Origin of the sequence: Paraburkholderia nemoris (assembly GCF_905221015.1) — a bacterium.
In the GTDB taxonomy this organism is placed as follows: domain Bacteria; phylum Pseudomonadota; class Gammaproteobacteria; order Burkholderiales; family Burkholderiaceae; genus Paraburkholderia; species Paraburkholderia nemoris.
The window spans coordinates 1-21,384 of record NZ_CAJNBO010000001.1; the positions used below are offsets into that span (position 1 = coordinate 1).

Below are 21,384 nucleotides of genomic sequence, written 5' to 3' on the forward strand. Positions count from 1 at the left end.
CGCGACTTTGCCAAAGCCACCGGCAAACGGGCGAAGACAGACCGCATCGACGCGTTCGTCATCGCCCATTTCGGCGCCGTCATCAAACCCGTCGTGCGGCCGCTCAACGATATGCAGACCGAGCAGCTGCAGGCCCTGCTGCTGCGCCGCGCCCAGCTCATCGACATGCTCGTGGCCGAGAAAGCGCGCCTGGATCGCGCCCATGCCGCGGCCAGGGAAAGCCTGAATGACCACATCAAATGGCTCAAACAGCAGCTCACCGTCGCGGACAGGGACATCGATTCGTTCATGCGCTCTTCGCCCGCCTGGCGTCAGAAGGAGGATCTGCTGCGCTCGGTGCCCGGTATCGGCCCCGGCGCTGCGGCCACACTGATCGCCTTCATGCCCCAGCTCGGCTCGCTCAACCGCCGCGAGATCGCCGCCCTCACCGGCGTCGCACCGTTCAATTGCGACAGCGGCAAGCATCAGGGCAAGCGGCGCGTGCAGGGCGGGCGCGCCATCGTGCGGCGCGCACTTTACATGGCCTGCATACCGGCGTTGCGTTTTAATCCGGTGATCAGAGCCTTTTACGACCGTCTGCGCAAGGCCGGCAAACCGTTCAAGGTGGCCATGACCGCGTGCATTCGCAAGCTCATCGTGACGCTCAACGCCATGGTCCACAACTCGACACCCTGGAGCCCATCGGCCGACTGACTTCCAGCATGGCTGAGCCGCCTGGGGTGCTTTAACCCAGACACTCGTACCCTCCATGCCCACCCATGTACAGGTCACTCAATCGTGCCGGTCGCGAGGACGGCTCGCGCGCGCAAAATGCTCCCGGACGCTAGCAGTTTCCACCTTGAGCCGTTGTTCGCCGCTTGACTTCCAATACGGTTGCTTTTCTTTGCGGCGGCAAAGAAAAGTAGGTGCCCCCCGCACAGGGGGAACGCTAATAGACCACCAACAATTCAAGGAAAGGCCAAAGCCCCAAGAACACTGACAAAAAGCGCCGCGAAGGCAAAAACAAAAACAAAAACCAAACCCTTACCGCTGCGGCGCCCGAAAAGGCACCCACACACCCACATCCACATCCCAATTATCAAGTTCAGACGGTGTCATAACATGCTCCTTCGTAAAGAGTGCAAACAACCAACCGCGATGAAAATTTCTTTTGGAAACCGAATCATCGCGGCGCATTCGCCTTACTGCCCATTCGCCACGCGAGTAACATCGCCACTAGTGCCTTCCTGCAAAGCGATACGCGCAGCCTGCGTCTGACCAATCAGACCTTTATTCGGATACGACGTACGATTCAACGCAGGCAGCGAACCATCGCGATACGCCGCGACCAGTTCGGCATTAACTTCAGCACGCGTTTTGCCGACGGTAGTCGGAGCAGGCAACGTCTGGTACGTGCCAGCATGCCCAATGCCCCCACCATTGCTTTGAGCAAACACCGGTGCGCTGGCAAGCAGCGAAAGAGCCAGACCTGCTAAGAGATTGCGCTTCATGATTCACTCCTGTCGATTCGTTTGCAGCACGAGCGGCGCTGCGACAGGGTGAAATGTAGACTTCGAGGTGATGCGGATAAATCGCGCTTTCGCGAAATGAATTGTCGCGAATCTAGAACAATCGCGGCGACGTGCCCGCTAGCCGGTTACTGCGGGGCAACCGCGGCATTAGAGCCGCGGTTGAAATTCACTTTTCCATAATCTGTACTTCAACTCACGCGAATCAGGCAACCCACTCCGTTATCACCGGCGTGTCGAGTATCGGAGAAGATTCGCGCTCTTCGAAAGTACGCTTCGTGCACATAGCGTCGAGACTGCCGCGCCCGCTCAGCAATGGGCAGCGGTCGAACAGCTCGGCAATCCAGTCTACGAAAACACGGACTTTAGGCGACAGATGCCGACTGTGCGGATAGACTGCCGAAATCGGCATCGGCAAAGGTTTCAGCTCCGGCAGCACTTCAACCAGCTGACCCGAACGCAGATGCGGCAGCACCATGAAGAGCGCCGGCTGAAACAGGCCGAAGCCTTCCAGACCGCACGTTACGTAAGCATCGGCGTCGTTCACCGACACAATGCTCTTCATCTTCACTTCGACTTCTTTGCCATCAACCATGAAGGCCCAATCGATCGTGCGCCCCGTGCGGCTCGAAAAATAATTGACTGCTTTGTGATTCTCGAGGTCTTCGAGCGAAGTCGGCATGCCCGCTCGCTCGATGTAACTGGGGGCCGCGCATGTCACGCCCTCGAACAAACCGATACGGCGCGCCACCAGCGAGGAATCCTGTAACGCGCCCACCCGCACCACGCAATCCACGCCTTCCTGCAACAGATCGACGGGCCGGTCCGTCAATCCGAGCTGCAGGTCGATGTCCGGGTAACGCGTGTGGAATTCACACAGCGAAGGGATCACGAGCAAACGCCCGATCGATCCCGGCATGTCGATGCGCAGCTTGCCATGCGGCTTTTTATTGCCGCTCTGGAAGCTGGCCTCGGTCTCTTCGACGTCCGCAAGGATGCGCACGCAGCGTTCGTAATACGCCGCGCCGTCCGGCGTCAGCGACAAACGCCGCGTGGTCCGGTGCATCAAACGCGTGCCGAGGAACGCTTCGAGGTTCTGAATGATGGTGGTAACTGATGCGCGTGGCAGATCGAGCGTTTCCGCCGCGCGGGTAAAGCTGTTGGTGTCGACGACGCGCGTGAACACTTGCATGGCCTGAAGCCGGTCCATTGCAAACCTCCAGAAAGGGGCGGGCGCACCGAGCAGGAATCGAATCCGCAGAGCAATCGCGTTCGATTGTTCAGGGGCGCCGAATTGTGTTGCCGGATTATAGGCATTTATTTACGAGTCTGCCGAACCCACAATTCGCACCATTGAAGTTCTATGCGCATTGCGCGGCTCGACATGGATGCATTTAAACCGCCGTACTCGTTTGTGCCCGCCGGCAGCGGCCCGGCACAGGCTGAGAGCACGGCTCTCGACGTCACTGACGTGCAGATCGAAGGGCACGCACAGGACATTACGTTGCGTTTGTACCGCCAGGCACAGAAAACCGCACTGCCGGTATTGCTTTACTTCCACGGTGGCGGTTTTACCAAGGGCTCGATCGAACAGGCGGACTTCGCCGCCCGGTATTTCGCAGAACACTTACCGGCTCTGGTCGTTTCGGTCGGTTATTCGCTGGCGCCGCAGTTTCCGTTTCCGGCGGCGCCTGAAGACGCCCATCGCGCGGCGCTGTGGGTGCAAACACGAGCACGCGCGTTTGGCGGGAATAGCAAGAAGGTCGGCGTGGCGGGCCACGATGCCGGCGGGCAGTTGGCCAACTGCCTCGCTTTCATCGCCCGTGATCGCGGCGACGTGCGGATTGCGGCGCAAGCGCTGTTCGGACCGATGCTCGATCCGAGCCTGACGCGCCTCGGCGACGAAAAGCGCCTCGGCTCGGATATCACCGCGAAGGAATGCGCGGCGTGTTATCGCGCGTATCTGCCGCAAGCGTCGCAACGCATGCATCCGTATGCCGCACCGCTGGAATCGTCGCGCCTCGCGGGCCTGCCGGCCACGCTGATCGCGACGGCGCAAAACGACGTGCTGCATGTGGAAGCGGAGAAATACGCGAGCGGGCTGATCGACGCGGGTGTGCTGACCCAGGTGGTCCGCTATCCCAGCGTCTCGCACGCCGCGTTGGCCGACCATCCGCCCGCCTTGCAGGAAGCGGTGCGATTTTTTCAGTGGCGCTTCGATGCACGCGCCCATCGCTGAGACACCAATAAGCAAAACTTTAATCAACGATACCGGGAGCTTCTCATGACTATCCTTCCTCTTTCCCGTCGCCGTGTGGCGATCGCTGTGCTAGCCGTCGTCGTGGTGGCCGGGCTGGGCACGTTCGGCGCGATCCGCGTCGACGCGAGCTCGCCTGCAGCGCCCACCATCGTGCCGGAAGTCGATGTGGCCACGGTGGTGCAAAAGACCATCACCGATTGGCAAACATACTCCGGCCGCCTCGAAGCGGTCGAAAAAGTGGACGTTCGTTCGCAAGTGCCGGGCACGATCGTGTCCGTCAACTTCAAGGACGGCGCCCTGGTGAAGAAGGGCGATACGCTGTTCGTGATCGATCCGCGTCCGTACGCCGCTGAAGTCGATCGCACCGAAGCACAGGTCGCGGCGGCGCAAGCGCGTACCGGCTATACGCAAAGCGATTGGGAGCGTGCGCAACGCCTGATCGCCGACAACGCGATCGCCAAGCGCGACTACGACGAGAAGCAGAACGCCGCGCGCGAAGCGAGCGCCAACCTGAAGGCCGCACAAGCCGCCGTCGAAACCGCGCGCATCAACCTCGGCTACACGAAGATCGTCGCGCCGGTGTCGGGCCGCGTCTCGCGTGCGGAAATCACGGTGGGCAACGTGGTGTCGGCGGGTGCAAGCGCGGCGCCGTTGACCACGCTGGTGTCGGTTTCGCCGATCTACGCATCGTTCGACGTCGACGAACAAACCTATCTGCAGTACCTGAGCCGCGCGAAGGATGGCAGCAAGGTGCCGGTGGACCTGGGGCTGGCGGATGAAAGCGGCTACTCGCGCAGCGGCACGATCGAATCCGTCGACAACCGGCTGGATACGTCGTCCGGCACGATCCGGGTGCGTGCGCGCTTCGATAACCAGGACGGTGCATTGATCCCGGGTCTCTATGCGCGCGTGAAGGTCGGCGGCAGCGAGCCGCATCCGGCACTGATGATCGACGACGCCGCAGTGGGCACCGATCAGGACAAGAAGTTCGTGTTGGTGGTCGATCAGAGCAATCACGTCGTGTACCGGGAAATCGCAGTGGGCGGCATGCAGGGCAACCTGCGCGTCGTCAAGGGCGGTTTGCAGGCAACCGACCGGATCGTCGTGAACGGTATCCAGCGCGTGCGTCCGGGCGATGCAGTGCGCGCCCACATGGTACCGATGACCACCGATCAGGATCCGAACAGCGCGCCGCTTGCGCAGACGCGAGCAAAAGCAGCGGACAAGAATTCGTGAGCCTCGTGCGCCGCGCTTGGCCAGTCATGTTGACGGGCCGTAGCGGGCGCATGCTCCAACGTTAAGAGCTTCCCATGAACATATCCAAATTCTTCATCGATCGACCGATCTTTGCCGGCGTGCTATCGGTATTGATCCTGCTGGGGGGCATTATTTCGCTCTTCAAGCTGCCGATTTCGGAGTACCCGGAAGTGGTGCCGCCTTCGGTGGTGGTGCACGCGCAATATCCGGGCGCCAATCCGAAAGTGATCGCGGAGGCCGTTGCGGCGCCGCTTGAAGAGCAGATCAACGGCGTTGAGAACATGCTGTACATGCAGTCGCAAGCCAATAGCGACGGCAACCTCACGCTGACGGTGACCTTCAAGCTCGGCACCAATCCGGACCTGGCGACGCAGCTCGTGCAGAACCGCGTCAACCAGGCGCTGCCGCGCCTGCCGGAAGACGTGCAACGGCTTGGCATCACGACCATCAAGAGTTCGCCGACGCTGACGATGGTGGTCCACCTGATCTCGCCGAACAATCGCTACGACATGACGTACCTGCGCAACTACGCGCTGCTCAACGTCAAGGACCGCTTGGCGCGGATTCAGGGCGTCGGCGAAGTGCAGTTGTGGGGTTCGGGCGACTACGCGATGCGTGTCTGGCTCGATCCGCAGAAAGTCGCACAGCGCGGTTTGACGGCGACCGAAGTGGTCAACACAATCCGTGAGCAGAACATTCAGGTGGCAGCCGGTGTGATCGGCGCATCGCCTTCGGTGCCGGGCACGCAACTGCAGTTGTCGGTGAATGCGCGTGGCCGCTTGAAGACTGAGGGCGAATTCGGCGACATCATCGTCAAAACCGCGCCGGATGGCGGCGTGACATACCTGCGTGATATCGCACGGGTCGAACTGGCGGCCTCGGAATACGGCCTGCGTTCGCTGCTGGACAACAAGCCTGCTGTGGCGCTCGCTATCAACCAGGCGCCGGGTGCGAACTCGCTCGCGATTTCCGACCAGGTCCGTTCCGCCATGAAGGAACTGGCGGAAGACATGCCGGCAGGCGTCGAATACAAGATCGTCTATGACCCGACGCAGTTCGTACGCTCGAGTATCGAGGCAGTGATTCACACGCTGCTCGAAGCGATCGCGCTGGTGGTGATCGTGGTGATCGTGTTCCTGCAGACGTGGCGTGCGTCGATCATTCCGTTGATTGCAGTACCGGTGTCGATTGTCGGTACATTCTCGCTGCTGCTGGCGTTCGGCTTCTCGATCAACGCGTTGTCGCTGTTCGGGATGGTGCTTGCCATCGGGATCGTGGTGGACGATGCGATCGTGGTGGTGGAGAACGTCGAACGGAACATTGAAAGCGGGCTCAGTGCGCGCGATGCGACGTATAAGGCCATGCAGGAAGTGAGTGGGCCGATTATCGCCATCGCGCTGACGCTGGTTGCCGTGTTCGTGCCGCTCGCTTTCATGACCGGTTTGACGGGCCAGTTCTACAAGCAGTTCGCGATGACCATCGCGATCTCGACGGTGATCTCGGCGTTCAACTCGCTGACTTTGTCGCCGGCGTTGTCCGCGATGCTGTTGCGTAGCCATGGCGCCAAGGAAGACTTCCTGACGCGTGTGATGAATCGCGTGCTGGGCCGCTTCTTCAAGGGCTTCAACAAGGTGTTCCATCGCGGTTCGACGGAATACGGCCGTGGCGTGAAGGGCGTGCTGCGCCGTAAGGGTGCAATGCTCGCGGTCTACGCGATCCTGCTGGGCGCAACGGTGTTGATGTCGCGCGTCGTGCCGGGCGGTTTCGTGCCGGCGCAGGACAAGGAATACCTGATTGCGTTTGCGCAACTGCCGAACGGTGCATCGCTGGATCGCACGGAAAAGGTGATTCGCGACATGAGCGCGATTGCCCTGAAGCAGCCGGGCGTGGAAAGCGCGGTGGCGTTCCCTGGTTTGTCGGTGAACGGTTTCACCAATAGTTCGAGCGCGGGCATCGTGTTCGTGACGTTGAAGCCTTTCAAGGAGCGTGGCAGCAAGAAGCTCTCGGCGGGTGCGATTGCCGGTGCGTTGAACCAGCAGTACGGTGCGATCAAAGATTCGTTCGTTGCGGTCTTCCCGCCACCCCCTGTGCTTGGTCTGGGTACGCTGGGCGGCTTCAAGATGCAGTTGGAGGATCACGGCGCGGTGGGCTATGCGGAGTTGAACAAGGCTGCGGAAGCGTTCGTGAAGAAGGCAGCGCAAACGCCTGAACTCGGACCGACGTTCTCGAGCTATCAGATCAACGTGCCGCAATTGAACGTCGACCTGGATCGCGTGAAAGCCAAGCAACTCGGCGTGCCGGTCACGGACGTGTTCAACACCATGCAGATCTATCTGGGCTCGCTGTATGTGAACGACTTCAACCGCTTCGGCCGCGTGTATCAGGTGCGGGTGCAGGCTGATGCGCCGTTCCGTCAACGTGCCGATGACATCCTGCAACTGAAGACGCGCAATGCTGCAGGTGACATGGTGCCGTTGTCGTCGCTGGTGACGGTGACGCCTACATATGGTCCGGAAATGGTGGTGCGTTACAACGGCTATACGGCTGCCGACATCAACGGTGGTCCGGCGCCGGGCTTCTCGTCGGGCCAGGCGCAGGCCGCGGCCGAACGCGTAGCGGCGGAAACATTGCCGCACGGCGTGAAGCTCGAATGGACCGACCTGACGTATCAGCAGATCATCGCCGGCAATGCGGGCTTGTGGGTGTTCCCGATCAGCGTGCTGCTCGTGTTCCTCGTGCTGGCCGCGTTGTATGAAAGTTTGACGCTGCCGCTCGCGGTGATCCTGATCGTGCCGATGAGCGTACTGTCCGCGCTGACCGGTGTGTGGCTCACGGGTGGCGACAACAACATCTTCACGCAGATCGGTTTGATGGTGCTGGTGGGGCTGTCGGCGAAGAACGCGATTCTGATCGTCGAGTTCGCTCGCGAACTCGAACATGACGGGCGTACGCCGCTGGCTGCGGCAATCGAGGCGAGCCGCTTGCGTCTGCGGCCGATTCTGATGACGTCGATCGCTTTCATCATGGGTGTGGTGCCGCTGGTGCTCTCGAGCGGCGCGGGTTCGGAGATGCGTCATGCGATGGGTATCGCGGTGTTCTTCGGCATGCTCGGCGTGACGCTGTTCGGCCTGATGCTGACCCCTGTGTTCTATGTGGTGCTGCGTACGCTGGCGGGCGGGACGATTCACGTCGCGCAGAAAGACGCGCCGCACCTTGGTGCGCCGGTGACGGACGCCTGAGGAGAAAATAATAATGAAGCGTTTTGAATCTTTAAGCGGGTGGGGCAGAGCGGCTGCCAGCGGTTTGCTGCTGGCGTTGCTCGCGGCCTGCTCCGTTGAGCCCACGTATAAGCGGCCAGAGGTGGATACGCCGGCTGCGTTCAAGGAAACGCCGACTGCTGCGTCGGCTGCGGCCGGAGCGTCGGCTACATCGGCTACATCGGCTACCTCCGCCGCATCGCCGCAGGACACGGGCAGCTGGAAGCAGGCCCAGCCCGCCGACGACGCGCATCGCGGCGAATGGTGGACGATTTTCGGCGACCCGCAGTTGAACGCGCTGGAAGAACAGGCGGCTGCCGCGAATCAGGACTTGAAGGCGGCTGCGGCGCGTGTGCAGCAGGCGCGTGCGGTGACGCAGGCGGCGAAGTCGGACTGGTTCCCGAAGTTCGACGGGGGCTTCGGCCCGACGCGCGAACGGGCGTCGGCGGCCTCGCAATTGCAGCCGGATAGCGTGGGCGGCACGACGGGCACGATCTGGCGCGCACAGGTGGGTGCTTCGTACGAGACCGATCTGTTCGGACGGGTCGGTTCTAACGTGAATGCATCGCGTGCGGACGAGCAGCAAAGTGAAGCGCTGTTCCGGTCGGTCCAGTTGTCGCTGCAGGCCGACGTCGCGCAGAACTACTTCCAGTTGCGCGAGCTCGACACGGATCAGGATCTGTACCGCCGTACCGTGGCTTTGCGCGAGGACACGCTGAAGCTGGTCGAGCGCCGCTTCAAGGAAGGCGATATCGGCGAGCTGGATGTCTCGCGCTCCCGTAACGAACTGGCGAGTGCGCGTGCCGATGCTGTCGGCGTGGCGCGTCAGCGCGCGGCCTCCGAGCATAGTCTGGCGATTCTGCTCGGCAAGCCGCCGGCGGATTTCTCGTTCGCGGAAGCGCCGCTCGCGCCGGTGACGGTGCGTGTGCCGCCAGGTTTGCCTTCGGCGCTGCTCGAACGCCGGCCGGATATTTCGGCGGCGGAGCGGGCGATGATGGCGGCCAATGCACGAGTCGGTCTGGCGAAGTCGGCATTTTTCCCGAAGCTCGATATCACGGGCGCGTTTGGGTATGAGTCGGCGACACTCGGCGATCTGTTCATGTGGTCGAGCCGCGCGTTCCTGCTCGGGCCGTTGGCCGGCACCGCGCTGACCGTGCCGCTGTTCGATGGCGGACGCCGCAAGGCCAACCTCGCGCAAGCTCGCTCGAAGTACGACGAAGATGTCGCGCAGTATCGTCAACAGGTGCTGGTGGCGTTCCGCGAGGTCGAGGACAACCTGGCCGATCTGCGTTTGCTCGACGATCAGATGCGCGAGCAGAACGATGCGGTCGTGGCCTCGCAACGCGCGGCGCATCTGTCGCGCACGCAGTACACGGAAGGCGCGGTCAGCTATCTGGATGTGATCGACGGCGAGCGGCAGGTGCTGACGTCGCAACTTCAGGCGAGCCATCTGTCGGGCACGCAGGCGGTGGCGACGGTTAATCTGATTCGCGCGCTGGGCGGCGGCTGGGGTGATGTGAAGCCGGCGGGCGACGAGGCGGTTGGGGCGGTTGCGCCGGCTTCGGGTGCAGCTTCTGCGTCTGCGTCGGCGGAGCAGGTGGCGAAGCGCTAGGGTTTGCTTTTAGTTTGTTGGCTGGTGAAGAACGCCGGGTTGCGCTAAAGCGCGGCCCGGCGTTTTTTCTTTGGTGACGTGTTGCGCCGGCTCCATGGGGCGAGCCCCAAATCATTTTTCCCGCTTTCCTTCCAAAAATCCGTTCGTAGACCGCCGGTTTCCCGCCGTCTATGATGATTCGCACCTCATCTGGAGAGAGGCGATGACCTGTCCGACCTGCCGCTGTCCGCGCTGATCCGCTCGCGCGTTCTATCGCTGCCGCACGCCGGCTAACCCGCGCGCTGCAGATTTCCGTTGTCCGACCGATTCCGGTGCGCCTGCCCGCATGCCGTCGGATCGGCTCGCCTCGAAACACACCACGCCCCCATCCTAACGAGTTCACCATGCGCATTTCTCTGACCACTGCACGGCGTTTTTTCAAGGCGCGGACGCTGACACTCCTCGGCGCGTTCGGCCTCGCGCTGACGTTGTCCGCGACGCCCGCGTTCGCGGCGGACACGCCCACGCTGAAAATCGGCACCGCCACCAGCCCGCAAATCGAGGCGCTCAAAGTCGCCGCGCGCGAAGCGAAGGAACAAGGGCTGGACGTGAAGATCATCGAGTTCACTGACTGGAATACGCCGAACGCGGCGCTCGCCAACAAGGATATCGACGCCAACTATTTCCAGCACATCCCGTTTCTCGAGAACGCAAAGAAGCAGGGCGGTTATAACTTCGTCGCAATCGCACCGGGCACGATCATGAAGATCGGTCTGTATTCGAAGAAGATCAAACGCTTCGACGAATTGAAAGACGGCGCCACGGTTGCCATCGCCAACGATCCGGTCAACGGCGGTCGCGGTTTGTTGTTGCTGCAACGCGCCGGTCTCATCAAGCTGACGCCGGGCATCGACTATCGCGCCACGACGCTCGACATCATCGACAACCCGAAGCACCTGAAGATCGTCCAGCTCGAGGCCTCGCAATTGGCCCGCTCGCTCGACGACGTCGATCTCGCCCAAGGCTACCCGAGCTTCATCAAGCTCGCGGGCACCACCGATCCGAATAGCGCTTTATTGTTCGACGGCCTGGAAAACAAGAACTACGCGATCCAGTGGGTCGTACGCCCGGAAAGCGCAAATGATCCGCGTATCCGCAAGTTCATCTCGATCTATCAGCATTCGCCCGCTGTGCGCGCCGCGCTCGACAAAGCCTTCGGCAGCCTCTACGCCGTCGCCTGGTAAGCACGCCGCTAGCAACGTTGCAACCAGCAAGGAGCCGCACGATGGCGAAGAAAAAGATCCTGCTGAACGCGTTCAATATGAATGCGGTCGGCCACATCAATCATGGTTTGTGGACGCATCCGCGCGACCGCTCTGCGCACTACACCGACCTCGACTACTGGACGAGCCTCGCGCAAACGCTCGAGCGCGGCAAGTTCGACGGGATCTTTCTTGCGGATATCGTCGGCGTATACGATGTTTATCAGGGCGGCCCGGAAACCCCGTTGCGTGAATCGGTGCAGATTCCGATCAACGATCCCTCGCTGATCGTGCCTGCGATGGCGCACGTGACGAAGCATATCGGCTTCGGTGTCACGTCGAATCTGACTTACGAGCCGCCGTACCTGTTCGCGCGCCGCATGTCGACGCTGGATCACCTGACGAAGGGCCGGGTCGGCTGGAATATCGTCACCGGCTATCTGGATAGCGCGGCGCGCGGCATGGGTCTCGCGCAACAGATCAGCCACGACGACCGTTACGACCGCGCCGACGATTACATGGACGTGGTCTACAAGCTGTGGGAGCAAAGCTGGGAAGACGACGCGGTAGTGCGCGATCGCGAGGCGCGTATCTTCTCGCATCCTGACAAGGTGCATCGCGTGAAGCACGACGGTCCGTACTATTCGATCGACGCCATTCATTTGAGCGAGCCGTCGCCGCAACGCACGCCGGTGCTGTATCAGGCGGGTTCGTCGAGCCGGGGCGTCGATTTCGCGGCGCGTCACGCGGAATGCGTGTTTGTCGGTGGTCAGAACAAGCAGCTCACGCGTTCCATTGTCGACGACATTCGCGCACGGGCAGTCAGCTTCGGCCGCGCGCCGGACGATATCAAGATCTTTGCCGGCATCACCGTTGTAGTCGGCGGAACAGAACGCGCCGCGCAGGACAAATTCGAAGAGTACCGGCGCTATGCGAGCGCCGAGGGCGGCATTGCGCATTTTTCCAGTTCGACCGGCATCGACTTCTCGCAGTACGAACTGGATGAACCGATTTCGTATGTGAAGACCGAATCGATGCAATCGGCCGTTGAAGCGATTTCGAAGAAGAGCGTGAGCGGCGTATGGACCAAACGCAAGGTGCTCGAACAGATGACGCTCGGCGGCCGTGCGAAGCCCGTAGTCGGTTCGCCGCAGCAGATCGCGGACGAGCTGGTGTCGTGGATAGAAGAGGCCGGCGTCGACGGATTCAATCTGACGCGTACCGTCATGCCCGAATCGTTCGAAGATTTCGTCGATCTGGTGGTGCCGGAATTGCAGAATCGCGGCGTCTACAAGGAAGACTACGACCCGGCGCCGACGCTGCGCGAAAAGCTATTCGGCGGCGGCCGGGCGCGACTGCCTGAGGTGCATGCCGGCGCGCAGCATCGGCGTAATGCACCTATTGCGCAAAGCGGCGCGCGGTCCACCGTGGACGCATGAGAGGAACGAAGCCATGGCTCATCTTTTCGACGTGCCGCAATTCATTGAAGACGCGCCGTCCCTCGCCTTGAATCGTGATGCGGCCGATGCCGCGCAAGAAGTTGTCGTATTCGACGACGTGGGCAAGGTGTTCGCCAACACGCGCGGTGTGTCGACCGCGGCGCTGGCGAACGTCACGTTGAAGGTGGCGCGTGGTGAAGTGTTCGGCATCATCGGCCGAAGCGGTGCAGGCAAATCGACGCTGCTGCGGCTCGTCAATGGTCTGGAAAAGCCGAGTTCCGGCGCCGTGCGCGTGAACGGCGTGAGCGTCGGCGAACTCGACGAACGCGGGCTCGTCACGCTGCGGCGGCGTATCGGCATGGTGTTCCAGCATTTCAATTTGCTCTCCGCGAAAACGGTGCGCGAAAACATTGCGTTGCCCCTAAAAATCGCTGGCGCGCCGAAAGCTGCGATCGACAAAAAGGTCGACGCCTTGCTCGAACTTGTCGGCCTGTCGACCAAGCGCGATGCCTATCCGGCGAGTTTGTCCGGTGGCCAGAAACAGCGCGTCGGCATTGCGCGCGCCCTTGTGACCGACCCGGACATTCTGCTGTGCGACGAGGCGACCTCCGCACTCGATCCTGAAACGACGCAAGCCATTCTCGCGTTGCTGCGCGATATCAATCAGCGGCTCAACCTGACCATCGTGCTGATTACGCACGAGATGCAGGTGATTCGCGAAGTCTGCGATACGGTGGCCGTGATCGAACGCGGTGAGGTGGTGGAGACGGGGCCGGTGTGGCGCGTGTTCGGCGACCCGCGGCATGATGCGACGCGCGCGTTGCTGCGGACCCTTGTGCATGATCTGCCTGCGGATCTCGCCGCGCGCGTCAAACCGTTGCACGAGATCGAACAAGCGGATGCGCAGATTCTGCTCGACGTGCGCTTCACCGGCAACGATGCGCGTGAGCCCGACCTGGGCGGGTTGACGTCCGCATTGAGCATTGAAGGCGGCCGCGTGAGTTTCGTGCATGGCGGCATCGACCGGATTCAGGGGCATGCGCAAGGGCGTCTGGTGGTGTCGGCGGAAGTGCGCGCGAACGCGGACGGCACGGTGCAAAAGCAGATCGCTACGCTGCTTGAACGTGCGCGGCACTATGCCAATCATGTCGAGGTGCTCGGCTATGTCTGATCTCTGGCTCTCGGAACTCGCCGATGCCATTCGCGACACCATCGTCATGGTTGGCGTATCGGCCTTCGTCGCGGCGCTGGTCGGCATTCCCCTTGCACTCGTGTTGGTTACCACCACGCGCGGCGGCATCTTTGAAAAGCGTGTGGTGAACAGCACACTGGGCGCGCTCGTCAACGCGTTCCGCTCCACGCCGTTCATCATTTTGCTGGTCGCGCTGTTGCCGCTTACACGTTTGCTGATCGGTACGACGATCGGCGTATGGGCTGCCATCGTGCCGCTCAGTATCGCGGCGATTCCTTTTTTTGCGCGCGTGGCCGAAGTGAGCTTGCGCGAAGTGGACCGCGGTTTGATCGAAGCTGCGCAGGCAATGGGTGCACAGCGCCGGCATATCATCTGGCATGTGCTGCTGCCTGAAGCGCTGCCGGGCATTCTCGGCGGCTTCACGATCACCGTGGTGGCGATGATCGGCTCCTCGGCCATGGCGGGCGCGGTGGGCGCCGGTGGTCTCGGCGATCTGGCGATCCGCTACGGCTATCAGCGGTTCGATACGACCGTGATGGTAACGGTGATCGTACTGCTGATCGTGATCGTGACGGCGGTGCAGTTCGTCGGCGACCGTTTCGTGCAACGGCTTGCGCAACGCGCATGATCTTCTCCTTTCGCCCGCTATTTGCATGACGAATACGCGCTTGCGGCCCACGTTTTCAGTGTTGACGCCACCGTCTATCATGCTATTTACAACGCTGGGCGCAGCGAGACTCCCGCTCGCCAAACTTCTCCACGTGGACATTGCATGAACGAACCTCGACATCCCGAGGCATTGCAACCGCTGCAAACCGGCGCTGCGCCTGTGGTGCGCGATCTGACCGGCCTGCTCGATGCGTTGCGTGCCAGCGCGGCTCAGCGCGATCGCGACGGCGGCCACGCCGCGCAGGAAAAACAATGGATCGCCGACGCGGGGCTGCTCACGCTCGCCGTGCCGCGTGAATTCGGCGGTTCCGGCACGCGCTGGCCCGAGATCTACGAGACGATCCGTCAGATCGCGCGAGTCGACAGTGCGCTCGCGCATCTGCTGGGCTTCACGTGTCTGCAGGTGGTCAGCGTCAATGTATGGGGCAACCCGGAACAACGTGCCCGCTATCTGGGCGGCACGGTGGAGGAGCGCTGGTGGTGGGGCAATGCGGTCAATCCGCTCGACACGCGACTCGTTGCAAGCGCAACCAGCGACGGTGGCTATCTTTTAGATGGGCAGAAAGGATTTTGTTCGGGCACGCGCGGCTCGCACATGATGACGGTTTCCGGGCACGATCCGCTTACCGGCAAACCGGTGTTCGCGGTGGTCCCGACCACGCGTGAAGGCATCACCGTTAATGAAGACTGGAATCCGATCGGTCAGCGGCAAACCGATAGCGGCAGCGTCTCCTTTGTGCAGGTCAAGGTTGAACCGCATGAGGTGCTCGAGCGGGCCGACACGTCATACGCGAGCCTGCGCACGCTGATCTCGCAGCAGGTGCTGATCAATCTGTTCGTCGGCATCGCGCAGGGCGCGCTCGAAGAAGCACGCGCGTACGTCACGCAGTACGGCAAACCGTGGATATCCTCGGGCGTCGAAAAAGCCACAGACGATCCCTACCTGATCCAGCGCTTCGGTGAGATGCGTCTGCAGGCGGTGAGTGCGGAAGCGCTGGCGGTGCGCGCTGCCTACGCGCTGGAAGACGCATGGCAACAAGGCCCGGCTCTGGACGCCGAAACCCGTGCTCAGGTGGCGCTCGCCACCTCGGAGGCGAAAATCGTCGCGCACCGCGCCGCGCTCGACGTCAGCGAAAAACTCTTCGATGCCTGCGGCGCGCGCGCCACACACGCGCCGCTCGCGCTCGACCGCTTCTGGCGTAACGCTCGCGTGCATACGCTGCACGATCCGCTCGACTATCGCGTCCGCGACGTCGGCCGTTATGCGTTAAGCGGGACATTGCCGGAAGTTTCTTTGTACACTTGAGGCGGTTCGCGGCGTCTGCCTGAGGCGTCGCGGTTTATCCCCTTCAAGAGACCATCGGCTTGCAGTTCAAATTACCGACCACCGCAACGGCGCCGTTTTGCCCATCCGAGGTGCAAGGCACGGTCGCCGTTACGCAAGGCGCGCCGTTCTGGAAAAAAATCCTGCAATTCGCGGGGCCTGGGCTGCTGATTTCGATCGGCTACATGGACCCCGGCAACTGGGCCACCGATATCGAAGCAGGCTCGCGTTACGGCTACAGCCTGCTGTTCGTCGTCATGCTGTCGAGTCTGGCGGCGATGGCGCTGCAATGCCTGAGCATGCGTCTTGGCATCGCTACCGGGCGGGACCTCGCGGAATTGTCGAGACTGCGTTACTCACCTAGTGTGGCGCGCTTTCAATGGCTGCTTGCCGAACTGTCGATCGTGGCCTGCGATCTGGCCGAAGTGCTCGGCGGCGCGCTGGCTTTCCATCTGCTCTTCAAATGTTCGCTGACCACCGGCGTGTTGCTGACCGCATTCGATACGCTGATCGTGCTCGGCCTGAAGGGCAAGAATTTCCGCGACCTTGAAGCGATCATGCTGGGGTTGATCGCGACCATCGGCGTCGGTTACATCATCGAGCTGGCGCTGGTGAAGCCGCATTGGCCGTCCGTCGCACAAGGACTGATTCCTTCGTTGCAGGCGCTCAGCAGCCGCGAGCCGATGTATCTGGCGATCGGCATTCTCGGTGCGACCGTGATGCCTCACAATCTCTATCTGCATTCGTCGATCGTGCAGACCCGCGCGGTTAAGCGCGATTCGGCCAGCATCCGCTCGGCGATCGGCATGTCGCGCATCGATACGATCGTCTCGCTGATCATCGCGCTGCTGATCAACATGGCGATCCTGATTCTCGCGGCCGCCGCGTTCCACGCGACCGGCCACAATCAGGTCACCGAGATCGAAGATGCGTACAAGCTGCTGGCGCCGATCGTCGGCACCGGTTTCGCGGCGGTGCTGTTCGCGATCACGCTGCTGGCGTCGGGGCAAAGTTCGACCTTCACCGGCACCGTGGCGGGGCAGGTCATCATGGAAGGCTTCCTGAAGCTGAAAATTCCGTGCTGGCAGCGGCGCTTCATCACGCGGGCGCTTGCCTTGATTCCGGCGCTGATCGGCGTGCAGATGATGGGCAACGGTGCAGTCGGCAAACTGCTGGTCGCAAGCCAGGTCGTGTTGAGCCTGCAACTGCCGTTCGCGCTTTATCCGCTGATCCGTATGACCAACGATCGTTCGCTGATGGGCGAATTTGCCAACCGACTGCCGACGCGGCTCCTCGCCTGGTCGCTGTTCGTGGTGATCAGTGCGGCGAACCTGTGGCTGGTGGTGCAGACGGTGGGGCTGGTGGACTGATGCGGCAGCGGGAGGTAGCCGGGTAGCGCCCAGAGTCGGCTGTTAAATGTGAGGTGTCCGTGTCAGGACGAGAACCACACAAAAAAAAGTCCGCGGGATGGCGGACTTTTTCCAAGGTGCTTCGGTTCGAATCAGGCTGGACCGGCCCTCATCGATTCCACATAACTCAGGCGGCTTGCGCGATCTGCGCTGCTTCGAGCGCTTCCTGACGAGCGGCGGCTGCCTTTTTGGTCTTGCCGGCGCGCGATGGCGGTTGGCATGCGCCACACACCACGTTGTGTTGGAGGTCGTGCTTGTGCGCGACGAACTTGCCGGTGCAACGGCAGCATTTCGTCAGCTGCAGGATGTCGGCGTCGAAGAAACGCACCAGCGTCCATGCCCGCGTGAGATCCAGCACCGGTTCGGAATCGCTGTGCTGGCAATGTTCCAGATACAGCCGATACCCTTTAGTCAGCGCATCCAGGTGCGAGCAGCGCGCTTCGTTCTTCAGGAACAGATACGTGTTGTAGAACAACGACGCGTGGATGTTCGCCAGCCACGTCATGTACCAGTCCGCCGAGAACGGCAGCATGCCCTTGGGCGGCGACACACCTTTGACCTCGCGGTACAGGCGGATCATGCGGTCGCGCGAAAGCGTCAACTCGCTTTCGAGCACCTGCATGCGCGCGCCGAGTTCAATCAGCGCGATGGCACGGAATACTTCTTGTGCGTCTTCCGTCAGGCTACGCTTAAGCATCGCGGTCACCTCGATTAAGCAAACTGCTCAGCAGGCTGGCCTGCAAGCAGGATCGCCGCGTGAGTCGGTGCAACTGCTGTGTGCTTCGTCGTTTGCGTCAACGCCGACAACATCGAGTGGTCGTTGAAGCGGAAGAAGCACAAAAGCTGATCGGAAGCGGCCAGCTTGACGATCTGCGCGAGCGATAGCCCGGCAAGCAAATCAGCCAGTTCCGACGACAGTCCCAGTCGGAACATCCCGACCGGTTTGTCCTCACGCAACATACGTTGCGCGAGCATGATGTAAGACAAGTTGATCTCGCGGATTGAATCCAGCGTCTCGCTGCTACGGTCCATTTTCTGTTTTCCGAAGCCCCGAATTACTAAGTCGGCTTTTTTTGCCGTTATGTCTTTTGTGCCTCGCCGGAAACGTTGTCCTCCGGCTACATGTCACCACCTGATACAGACGGCGACTTTTTGATACATCGCGTTACATTTCGTAACAGCTTGGGTCGAATTGTATGAAGGGCAAAACAAGAAATCAATCCCTTCTCAAAAAAATATCTCAAAAAGATACATCAAATTTCGGTAAGTCTTTCACAGTCCTGTAATAGACGATGCTTTGTGGTTTTTTTGTTGCCTGAGAATTTTGTCTGATCCATGAAAACCCTTGTGTGGTGGGCATTAGACTCATTCATCTGAGCAATGGCGTGGGCCTGGCCGAGAGCCGGAAAATCAGGATTGAATCAGAAAGGAAATAGAAAGCGAGCCCAATTGAAAGTAATAAATACCGTTCGTTGGTGCTGCTATGGGGACAAATCAGGCGTGTAACAGGTTGATGCAGCCCCAGTTACAAACGAGGCTGCATTTGTAACTTCTCGCAACCGTTTGCGCGGATCCGTCCGACTTTGAGGCCGAACACCGGCCGCAGGCGGGTACCGAGTACGTTGCCGACGAAGGCGGCGACCAGCCACAGCCAGCCGTACAAGCTGCCTGACACGGTGCCGCTGAAACAGGCGCCGATGTTACAACCGTAGGCCAGACGGGGCTCCGTAGCCGAGCATCAGGCCGCCGGTCACCGCCGCGACCAGCGAGCGGGCCGTAAGCCCCGAGACCCGGATTGGCGTCCGATTGCTGTTACAGATAGCTGTTACATGAAGCGCGCCATCAGATCAGCGTCGTGAAACACTCCGCCGACGTTCAATGCGTCGACCTCGCAGCCATATTTGCGAAAGCCAAGCGACTCATAGAGTTTGCGCGCTGCCTCGTTGCGGCTACCCACCATCAACTGGATTTGCCGTAGACCTTCTACCTGTGCCGCTCGCGCCAGCAATTCATTAAGCAAGGCGCGCCCGACGCCGCGCCCCGCGGCTTCCGGCGCGACATACATACCGACGACGGAGGCCTTGTGCCGTTCCTTGTCGCTCTGGTTACGCAGCAATCCCACCACGCCGATCAACGGGGCATTGGCCGATTCATAAGCACCGAGCAAAAAGTCGCCTTCGGCTGCGCGCGTGCCTTGCAAAATCGCATCGTGCCGGGCTGCGCCCCTGGCCACCGCTTCCTCGTAGCTTTGCCCGAACGACTCCGGATGCGCCTTCAGTCCGCGCAGGCGAAGCTGAAAGTAGGCGTCGCGGTCGTCGGCGCCGAGTTGGCGTACCAGTAGGGCGCTGTTGATCAAGTGGGTCTCTCCGTTTGGTTTGAATGGCGCTGCAAGCGAGAACAACTCGGCTTTCGATGTTGCTCTTTGGGTTTCTGCGGTTCAGCAGTGTTGCTATGGTTTCGCGGCTTCAGCGTCTTGGCCTTCGGCGCGCTGGCTCACGGCAAACTCGCGCAACGCCGCGGCGGTTTCCTGATCGGCGGGAAAGAAGGCTTCAATAGCAAGCTCCGACAGTGTGACGTCTACCGGTGTGCCGAATACCGTGGTCGTGCTGAAGAACGACAGCACGCCGATCGGCGTGCGTAAACGCAGCGGCACGGCGATCTGATTGCCCGCGGTGTCGTCGTGGTCGGCTGCTTCCGCGCCGGGCGGAGCGGGATATGCGGCGAGTTCGTCGCGCAGTGCGCTTAACGTGTCGTCACCGCTCACGTCGATTTGTCGCTGGAGTCGGGACAGCGCGTGCGCGCGCCAGGCATGCCAGTTGACGATCGACGCCGCGATGCCTTCCGGATGCAAGCTCAGTCGCATCGCATTGACCGGTGGTTTCAGAAGTTCCGGGCTTGCGCCTGCAAGCAGCGGCGCAAGCGCATTGTTCGCGGCAACGATGGTCCAGTGACGGTCGATCGCAAGAGCCGGATACGGCTCGTGACCTTTGAGCACCAACTCGACTGCCTCGCGTGCGGCGGCTAACTGCGGGTCCGTCAACGGGCGTTCGCGGAACAGCGGCGCATAACCCGCCGCAATCAGCAGCGCATTGCGCGCGCGCAGCGGCACGTCGAGCCGCTCCGCGAGATGCATAACCATTTCCCGGCTGGGCACCGCACGGCCCGATTCGACGAAGCTCAGATGCCGCGTTGAAATATCGGCTTCAGCGGCGAGCAGCAACTGGCTCATTCTTCGCCGCTGCCGCCATTCGCGCAGCAGATCGCCGACCGTGCGGCTTGCCGTCGGCCTGTTCGACGGGATGGTTTGTGCAAGAGAGAGTGTGTTCATGTTGCCGATGATAGCCAAAGCGCGTTAGCGATCCATTACCTGACAGGTAATGGAATACCCCGGGAATGTCCAGGAATATCCGAGAAAGCGTAGGAGCACCCATGAATACGCAGCTCATTCAGGGCGTTACCGTTACCCCAAGCGACAACACGCCAGGCGCGAATCAGGCGGGCGCCACGCCTTCCGGCACGGCGTTGAGTTTGACGCCGAGCGCGCGCAGCAGTTTGAACACCGTATCCATACGCGGTTTGGAACCGGGCGCGAGTGTTTTATAAAGGCTTTCGCGGCCGAGTCCAGCGTCGGCCGCAACCTTCGCAATGCCGCGTGCTTTTGCGATGTCGGCGATCGCGGCGAGGAGGAGGTCGGCGTCGCCTTCTTCCAGTGCTGCGTTGAGATACTCGGCGATCATCTCTTCGCTATCGAGGTAATGCGATGCGTCGAACCGTGCGGTTTTGACTTTGCTCATGACAGTTCCTTTCTGATGTCTGCCCACATTGATTTGGCATGCCTGATGTCGGCTGGCTGCGTGGATTTATCGCCACCGCAGAGCAGCAGGAACACCATGCGCCCTTCGCGCGCGAAGTAGGCCCGATAGCCGGGCCCGCAATCGATGCGCATCTCGGATACACCGTCTTCCAGCAACTTGACGTCGCCGAAATGACCTCGCTCAGCACGCCGGACCCGCACCAGGATTTTGGCTCTCGCCCTCAAGTCTGAGAGGCCGGCAAGCCAGTGGTCGAATTCCTCGGTGCGCTTGACCGTGTACACAGGCGGTGAACCGATTTGTTGATGAGTGTATCCTGGTGGATACGGTCTTGCAAGTGTGAAAACCATATTAAAAAAGCGGCTTGTGTCCGCGCCCATTCAGTTCGTCACATGCCGCGAGTC

The 21,384-nt window shown here is 61.2% G+C and carries 19 protein-coding genes and 1 pseudogene; 11 read left to right on the forward strand and 9 right to left on the reverse strand.

Annotated elements, in window-relative coordinates:
* Positions 1-693, forward strand: a 693-nt coding sequence (locus KHO33_RS00005; RefSeq protein ID WP_211629142.1) for a transposase, incomplete at its 5' end; no start/stop codon positions are given.
* 488 nt (positions 694-1,181) lie between these two features.
* Here KHO33_RS00005 and KHO33_RS00010 read toward each other — a convergent pair.
* Together KHO33_RS00010 and KHO33_RS00015 are read right to left on the reverse strand one after the other, a co-directional pair.
* The gene (locus KHO33_RS00010) at positions 1,182-1,490 is read right to left on the reverse strand and encodes a DUF4148 domain-containing protein (RefSeq protein WP_054039092.1); all 309 of its coding nucleotides are present in this window, start codon (positions 1,488-1,490) and stop codon (positions 1,182-1,184) included.
* A 223-nt stretch (positions 1,491-1,713) separates the two neighbouring features.
* The gene (locus KHO33_RS00015) at positions 1,714-2,718 is read right to left on the reverse strand and encodes a LysR family transcriptional regulator (protein ID WP_054039090.1); all 1,005 of its coding nucleotides are present in this window, start codon (positions 2,716-2,718) and stop codon (positions 1,714-1,716) included.
* A 174-nt stretch (positions 2,719-2,892) separates the two neighbouring features.
* Here KHO33_RS00015 and KHO33_RS00020 point away from each other — a divergent pair, with 174 nt between their 5' ends.
* The 10 genes from KHO33_RS00020 (at position 2,893) to KHO33_RS00065 (ending at position 17,129) form a co-directional block, all read left to right on the forward strand.
* Positions 2,893-3,747, forward strand: coding sequence for an alpha/beta hydrolase (locus KHO33_RS00020; protein WP_200562263.1), 855 nt, complete (start codon positions 2,893-2,895; stop codon positions 3,745-3,747).
* Positions 3,748-3,792: 45 nt separating this feature from the next.
* The gene (locus tag KHO33_RS00025; RefSeq protein ID WP_054039087.1) at positions 3,793-5,004 is read left to right on the forward strand and encodes an efflux RND transporter periplasmic adaptor subunit; all 1,212 of its coding nucleotides are present in this window, start codon (positions 3,793-3,795) and stop codon (positions 5,002-5,004) included.
* A gap of 74 nt (positions 5,005-5,078) precedes the next feature.
* Positions 5,079-8,264, forward strand: coding sequence for an efflux RND transporter permease subunit (locus tag KHO33_RS00030; RefSeq protein ID WP_200562261.1), 3,186 nt, complete (start codon positions 5,079-5,081; stop codon positions 8,262-8,264).
* A gap of 13 nt (positions 8,265-8,277) precedes the next feature.
* Positions 8,278-9,894 (forward strand): efflux transporter outer membrane subunit, encoded by a 1,617-nt coding sequence (locus tag KHO33_RS00035; protein WP_054039084.1) that lies wholly within the window; start codon positions 8,278-8,280, stop codon positions 9,892-9,894.
* A 383-nt stretch (positions 9,895-10,277) separates the two neighbouring features.
* Entirely contained in the window at positions 10,278-11,117 is an 840-nt protein-coding gene (locus tag KHO33_RS00040) for a MetQ/NlpA family ABC transporter substrate-binding protein (protein WP_200562259.1), read from the forward strand.
* A 41-nt stretch (positions 11,118-11,158) separates the two neighbouring features.
* Entirely contained in the window at positions 11,159-12,574 is a 1,416-nt protein-coding gene (locus KHO33_RS00045) for an LLM class flavin-dependent oxidoreductase (protein WP_200562257.1), read from the forward strand.
* A gap of 13 nt (positions 12,575-12,587) precedes the next feature.
* Positions 12,588-13,745: a methionine ABC transporter ATP-binding protein gene (locus tag KHO33_RS00050; RefSeq protein WP_200562255.1), complete on the forward strand. Its 1,158-nt coding sequence runs from the start codon at positions 12,588-12,590 to the stop codon at positions 13,743-13,745.
* The gene (locus tag KHO33_RS00055) at positions 13,738-14,394 is read left to right on the forward strand and encodes a methionine ABC transporter permease (RefSeq protein WP_121108153.1); all 657 of its coding nucleotides are present in this window, start codon (positions 13,738-13,740) and stop codon (positions 14,392-14,394) included. The genes KHO33_RS00050 and KHO33_RS00055 overlap by 8 nt, the downstream gene beginning before the upstream one ends.
* A 144-nt stretch (positions 14,395-14,538) precedes the next feature.
* Positions 14,539-15,741, forward strand: coding sequence for an acyl-CoA dehydrogenase family protein (locus KHO33_RS00060; protein ID WP_054039075.1), 1,203 nt, complete (start codon positions 14,539-14,541; stop codon positions 15,739-15,741).
* Between the two features lie 59 nt (positions 15,742-15,800).
* Positions 15,801-17,129, forward strand: a complete 1,329-nt coding sequence (locus KHO33_RS00065; RefSeq protein WP_200562253.1) for an Nramp family divalent metal transporter — start codon at positions 15,801-15,803, stop codon at positions 17,127-17,129.
* Between the two features lie 166 nt (positions 17,130-17,295).
* On the opposite strand, the gene flhC is transcribed toward KHO33_RS00065, so the two are convergent.
* The 7 genes and pseudogenes from flhC to KHO33_RS00100 all read right to left on the reverse strand — a co-directional run bounded on the left by flhC (position 17,296) and on the right by KHO33_RS00100 (position 21,330).
* On the reverse strand, positions 17,296-17,865 hold the full coding sequence (gene flhC / locus KHO33_RS00070) for a flagellar transcriptional regulator FlhC (protein WP_054039111.1): 570 nt from the start codon (positions 17,863-17,865) through the stop codon (positions 17,296-17,298).
* 14 nt (positions 17,866-17,879) lie between these two features.
* The gene (gene flhD, locus KHO33_RS00075) at positions 17,880-18,200 is read right to left on the reverse strand and encodes a flagellar transcriptional regulator FlhD (protein ID WP_007177882.1); all 321 of its coding nucleotides are present in this window, start codon (positions 18,198-18,200) and stop codon (positions 17,880-17,882) included.
* Between the two features lie 493 nt (positions 18,201-18,693).
* Positions 18,694-18,943 (reverse strand): annotated as a pseudogene (locus tag KHO33_RS00080) (YeeE/YedE thiosulfate transporter family protein); the annotation flags it as partial.
* Between the two features lie 50 nt (positions 18,944-18,993).
* A complete protein-coding gene (locus KHO33_RS00085) occupies positions 18,994-19,524 on the reverse strand; it encodes a GNAT family N-acetyltransferase (RefSeq protein ID WP_200562251.1) in 531 nt (176 codons plus the stop codon).
* A 93-nt stretch (positions 19,525-19,617) separates the two neighbouring features.
* On the reverse strand, positions 19,618-20,496 hold the full coding sequence (locus KHO33_RS00090) for a helix-turn-helix domain-containing protein (protein ID WP_054039107.1): 879 nt from the start codon (positions 20,494-20,496) through the stop codon (positions 19,618-19,620).
* 163 nt (positions 20,497-20,659) lie between these two features.
* On the reverse strand, positions 20,660-20,962 hold the full coding sequence (locus tag KHO33_RS00095) for an addiction module antidote protein (protein ID WP_054039070.1): 303 nt from the start codon (positions 20,960-20,962) through the stop codon (positions 20,660-20,662).
* Positions 20,959-21,330, reverse strand: a complete 372-nt coding sequence (locus KHO33_RS00100) for a type II toxin-antitoxin system RelE/ParE family toxin (RefSeq protein ID WP_211629143.1) — start codon at positions 21,328-21,330, stop codon at positions 20,959-20,961. Before KHO33_RS00100 ends, KHO33_RS00095 begins: the two co-directional genes overlap by 4 nt.
* Between the last annotated feature and the right edge of the window lie 54 nt (positions 21,331-21,384).